Source organism: Collinsella sp. TF12-2AT (genome assembly GCF_003436735.1).
GTDB lineage: Bacteria > Actinomycetota > Coriobacteriia > Coriobacteriales > Coriobacteriaceae > Collinsella.
Window position 1 is genome coordinate 1 of the sequence record NZ_QSQK01000028.1, and the last position, 1,362, is coordinate 1,362.

General features: G+C 64.8%; 1 protein-coding gene. It reads right to left on the reverse strand.

Annotated elements, in window-relative coordinates:
• Positions 1-56 precede the first annotated feature (56 nt).
• Complete coding sequence (locus tag DXD24_RS09995; RefSeq protein WP_117564810.1) at positions 57-1,247, reverse strand: IS256 family transposase; 1,191 nt, start codon at positions 1,245-1,247, stop codon at positions 57-59.
• Positions 1,248-1,362 lie beyond the last annotated feature (115 nt).

The following is a 1,362-nucleotide window of genomic DNA, read 5'->3' on the forward strand; positions in this document are numbered from 1 at the left end:
GGTACCGTCAAGATTCTTTCGCAAATTGATCGAGGCGGCCTCGGCCCCGCCTTGCTCTAGCCCTCCGCCTCCTTGCTCAGCTCGTCCATCTCCTCCAGCTTCGACATGTCCAGGTACCTCCTCTTGCCCCATTCGTGCTCCACGATGTACTTCAGCCTCGCCGTCACCAGCATCAGGGCCGAGTTGCCGTCCGGGAAGGTCCCTACGACTCTCGTCCTCCGCCTGATCTCGCGGTTGATGCGCTCGATACCGTTATTGGTCCGGATTCTGCGCCAGTGCTCCGGCGGGAAGTCCGTGTAGGCGAGAGTCTCGGAGAAGCCGTCGCGCACCGTCCTCGCGGCCGCGCCGAGCCTCATCCCGTCCAGCTCGTCCGCCACCTCCGCCGCCTTCCTCGAGCACGCCTCGCGCGATTCCTGCGCGTGAATCGCCTTCAGCATGCGCGCCACGGCCTTCCTCCTGGTCACGGGCACCCTTCCCAACACGTTTCGGTAGAAGTGGACCGTGCAGCGCTGGTAGCGTGCCCCGGGGAACACCTCCTCGAGCGCACCGAGCATCCCCGCGCACTTGTCGCCGGTGACGAGCCGCACGCCGGAGAGCCCGCGCCCCCTGAGCCACGAGAAGAACTCGCGCCACGAGTCCGCCGACTCGGTGTAGCCCTCCGCGCAGCCGATGACCTCCCGGTCGCCGGTGGAGTTGACGCCGATGGCCACCAGAACGGCCACGTTCTCGTAGGACCCTCCCCAGCTGCGCTTGAGGTAGATGCCGTCGACGAAAACGTAAGGGTAATCGCCCTCGAGCGGCCTCTGGCGCCAGGCCTCGATGGACGCGAACGCCTTCTCGTTGAGGTTGGAGACGGTGCCGGAGGACACGGGCGCTCCCCAGAGGAGTTCGGAGACGTCCTCGATTCTCCTGGTCGAGACGCCCGCGAGGTACATCTCGACGATGGCCTCCTCGACCGAAGTCTCGCGCCTGCGGTAGCGCTCGATAACGGCCGTCTGGAAGGTCGCGCCGCGCAGCTTCGGCACGTTGAGCTCGACCTCTCCTGCCCCGGTGACGAGCTTTCTCGCGTAGTGGCCGCTGCGGTATGCCTCCCGGCCTGCCGTCCTCTCGTAGCGCCCGGCCCCTACGAGCTCGGACGCCTCCTCGTCGAGCAGCGCGTTGAGCGTCTCCTCGACGGTCTTCCTCACCAGATTCTTTATGTCCTTGCGCAGCGACTCCTCGTCGACTGTTACGATGTTCGCAGACACGGCCCGTGCCCCTTTCGTCGTTGATTTGTTGTTTAGCCGCTAGAAATCATATGACGGGGCGCGGGCCGTGTTCCGCTATGCGGTTGTCAATTTGCGAAAGAAATTATGCGTCACC